The sequence below is a fragment of the Zavarzinella formosa DSM 19928 genome (assembly GCF_000255705.1).
GTDB lineage: Bacteria > Planctomycetota > Planctomycetia > Gemmatales > Gemmataceae > Zavarzinella > Zavarzinella formosa.
In genome coordinates, this window is record NZ_JH636453.1 from 63,659 (window position 1) to 67,299 (window position 3,641).

The following is a 3,641-nucleotide window of genomic DNA, read 5'->3' on the forward strand; positions in this document are numbered from 1 at the left end:
TCGGCGAGTGGGACGGCGACAAGACGCGGGCGGCGTACCTGGAGCTGATGGAGGCGTTCGGGGTGGCCGAGACCGACGCCCTCAACGTTCCCCCGTTCGTCCGCGGCTTCTGGGGCGAGTAGCGCAGACGCCGAACCAGACGCCGCACGTTTCCCAACCACACCATTTCGGACCGTTTGCTGGCTCAAGTCCTGACTATCTGGCGGCCCGGCTGATCCTGCATGCCCCGCGAGGACTGGGCGTGGCGTGGCGGGATGTGGACGCGCACTACGAGCGGTCCCAAAAGGAAGGAGCTTTGGAGGAGGACGCCCGGTGCGGAGTCGTCCCCTTCGCCGAGTGTGAGGTCGCCGTCAAGGCCTCGTGCTTGCCACATATCGCCGGCTTGCTGTTGGAGATGCGGAGTCGTCTGAGTTCGTGACGCAGTATGCGGTCGGCAAGAGGCGAAAAATAATGGCAGGTTATGCGAGAAAAAGTGGTCTTGCCCCCGCCGACCAACGTCGGCGGCAAGACCACTTTTTATTTATCAGGGCAAGAGTCGGTTGGGATCAATTGCTGTGGGTGATTGACGGCACATCCGGGTCTGGAAACGGCCCCGGGTTCTTGGCGAGCGCTTGTCCGGGTGATTTCGGGCAGTTGCAAAATCTTGGCAATGGCATCATTCCGTTTCCATTATGGCTGATGCCCTGCCGATATCTTTTTACGGGGGTTCATCGCCCGGCAAGCCATCAAGACATTGTTGCCCTCGTCGTTGAGCCAATCAGGACATTTTTGCAGCCCGCGCCCCGTCAGTTTACGGTGGCGAGATGCCGGAAAATTCGCCAGGACCTTATGTTAATTTTTTGTAACCAACGGATCCATTTTCCGATATCATACCGTCTGCTTTTGGACTCCGTTTGACTCTCGCTGGCTCGGAATCCAATATCCGATGCCAAAGACATTGACAAAAAAACATCGGCCAATCTCGGCGAACTCGTGAACAACACCGGCTGTTGCCAGCCTTGTTGACGAGTCCGTCTATGCTTGTTACTCCCATGTGCCTCACCCCGGCACGGAAAGATTTGTTTGACCATGAGCGCTCGCAAAGGCAGGAACCTTCGCCAAATCTCCTTGTCAATCATCTCGCTGGAAGACCGGGTCAACCCGGTTCATTTGCAAGTCGTCAGCCAGCCAGGCACGCAGGCGACGCCCTACGATTCGCATGAGTTTACCACCACCCCGGAGGCCGACGGATTGCAATGGTCCGGCAGTGTGCTGGCCACCTTTTCTCCCGACACCACCTCGCAGAGCAACGCCATCGGCGCCGGGCATCTTAGCTTTTCCGGCTCGTTGGTGGTGGCGGTCGTGCCGGACCCGGGTGACGTTCCCGGCGCCCCCGTTCATGTTCATCTCAACAGTTCACGGAACATCCTTTGGGACACCGATCCGTCGGCGGCTCCTGGAGACGGCATTTTCGGAAGCGATTCGATCGTGTTCAACGCCGGGGTGAGCGGCGTCGGCGCCTGGCCGGTGTTGACGGGTGGAAAATACGAAGCCCCGTCCGGCGGCTGGAGCACGTCTGGAAATTCGCGAGGGGACGTGGCCGATTTCGACGCCCTCATCGGCGGCACGTTCAGCGTCTCCCTGGATGCTTCCGGCAGGTCCAGCGGCGTTTGGGTCGGCGGCTCGGGAGACTTCCACGGCGAGATTGGCGCGAGCGTCAACCTGGGCATGACGTTCGATCAGCCAGAAGCCTCCCTGAGCTTCTCGGCCAGCTATGACGAACCGGACGACGACTCGTCGGCCTCCCCCGGCCTTCAACCAAACACAACTGCTCAACCAAACACGGCAAGCCCGAATGTTCATCTCGGGCCGTATCTGGCCGGGGTCAAGCTGGATGATCTCATCTCGGTCAAATCCAGCGGCAGCGGGATCGCCAAAATCAAGCTGGACATCGCAAACATGCCCGGCGGGACGGGGAACGAGAACCATGTCACGAAGACGGTCAAGGCGGGGACCAGCGAGGCCGACTTCAAGATCAACCCCGGATTGTTTCAACAGGGGGGCAGTTATCAGGTGACGGTCACCGGGCTCGACGCCCAAGGTCAAACGATCGCCACGGACACGGGTACCATTGACATTGTCGATCATCTGGCGTTGCAGTTGAAGGCGTCGCCGGTCAGCGATCCCTCCACCGTGCTGGATGTCGATCAGTTGCGGCTGCTCGCCGGGGAGCATGTCCCCCTGAGCGTCACCGCCACGCTGCCGGATTTGCGTCTGGCCAAGGCTTATCAGGACAAACTGGATATCGCCTTCGTTGATCAATCGTCAAAGGCGCTTGTTGCGTTGAAAGTTCCCGTGTTTCAAGGCAAAAAGACAACATTCCTCATTGACAGCAACCGATTCAATGACACGCTGGCCACGGGCGCTGATTACAATTTTTACGTCACGCCGGGCGAGCGAAACGCCGTCGCCAATGGCAACGCCGGCCGATACTTCAACAAGGACACGCCGGTCGGGCTGACGGTCCTGACCCCGCCGGACTGGCTCAAGAAGAACATGCACGGGTCGGACTACACGCTCTTCGCCGATCCCATGTTGCCCGGTCTCAACAGCGCATTTGTGGTTCCGGTGGAAATCCCCGTGTTTCAAAAGGATTTCGGCAAGGTATCCTTTGCCAGTCTGCCCATTTTTGATGGTCTGGACACGTCGGTTGACATGCACCTGAGTTTCAAGGCGGTGATTCCCCTGAACGGATCGTCGCAGGGCATCTTGCTACGGAAACAATGGAGCGCCTCGGCGCAGGTGCTTGGCAAGTCGCTCCTAGACAAGTCGGGCGATCTGGCGATTCAAAATCTTCATGTCGACGGAAACCTGGCGGCCGACACGCTCGACCTGACGAGCCTGACGATCACGACGGATCATTTCGATTTGCTCAAACAATATGGCATCAAGACGCTGTTTGAAAAATCATTCAACAAGGGATGGAGTATCCCCGTCCCGGCGCACCTCGGGCCGTTCACCATTGATGGAAACTTTAATTTGGCGGGCGACTTCCGGGCCGAGGCGACCAAGCTCGAAACTTGGGCAAGCCTTACGGTGGACAAGAATTTTAACCTTGTCCCCGGAACTTCCTACATTGCCTTGAAGGCCGAAGGTGAGGCGGAGTTGAACGTCAAGGCGGGCGTTCAAGTCAGCGCGGGCATCTTGGCGCTGACTCCCGTGTTGAAGAATATTCTGGGAGTTAATTTCAGCGTCGATTTGTTCGATGCCAGCGTCACGGGCACCGGAACCGCGGATTTGAAGAGCCTCTTGAAAGTCGGCTTCAAGGGCAATCTGTTCGCTCCGCAATTTGATGGACTGACCCCCGATTCATATGCCTCGCTGACCGTCGGATACGATGTTGATTACGATGTCTCGGTTTTGTCGAACAAATCGGAATCCGACCCCAAACCGGTGGAGGAAGGCCCCGGTGACGAGACCACGATTCCGTTGTTCGGACTCAATCCCGCTCCGCAAGCTTCCGGCATGGCCAGCCCGGCCAAGGTGGCAGGCACTCCTCCGGGGGCGGCGGTCAGCACGCCTCAAGCCGCCCCGAACGGCGCCCTTCTCGGCGATCCCGCCTGGACCTCCATCGGACCGGGGGCGATCACTCCGGCGGGCGG

Annotated in this window: 2 protein-coding genes; both read left to right on the top strand. The window is 58.9% G+C overall.

The genetic code is table 11. The annotated features are described in order from the left end of the window. Positions 1-414 precede the first annotated feature (414 nt). Positions 415-897, top strand: a complete 483-nt coding sequence (locus tag BGIM_RS64285; RefSeq protein ID WP_020476096.1) for a hypothetical protein — start codon at positions 415-417, stop codon at positions 895-897. A 171-nt stretch (positions 898-1,068) separates the two neighbouring features. Then, positions 1,069-3,641, top strand: a 2,573-nt coding sequence (locus tag BGIM_RS55970; RefSeq protein ID WP_193789083.1) for a hypothetical protein, incomplete at its 3' end; no start/stop codon positions are given.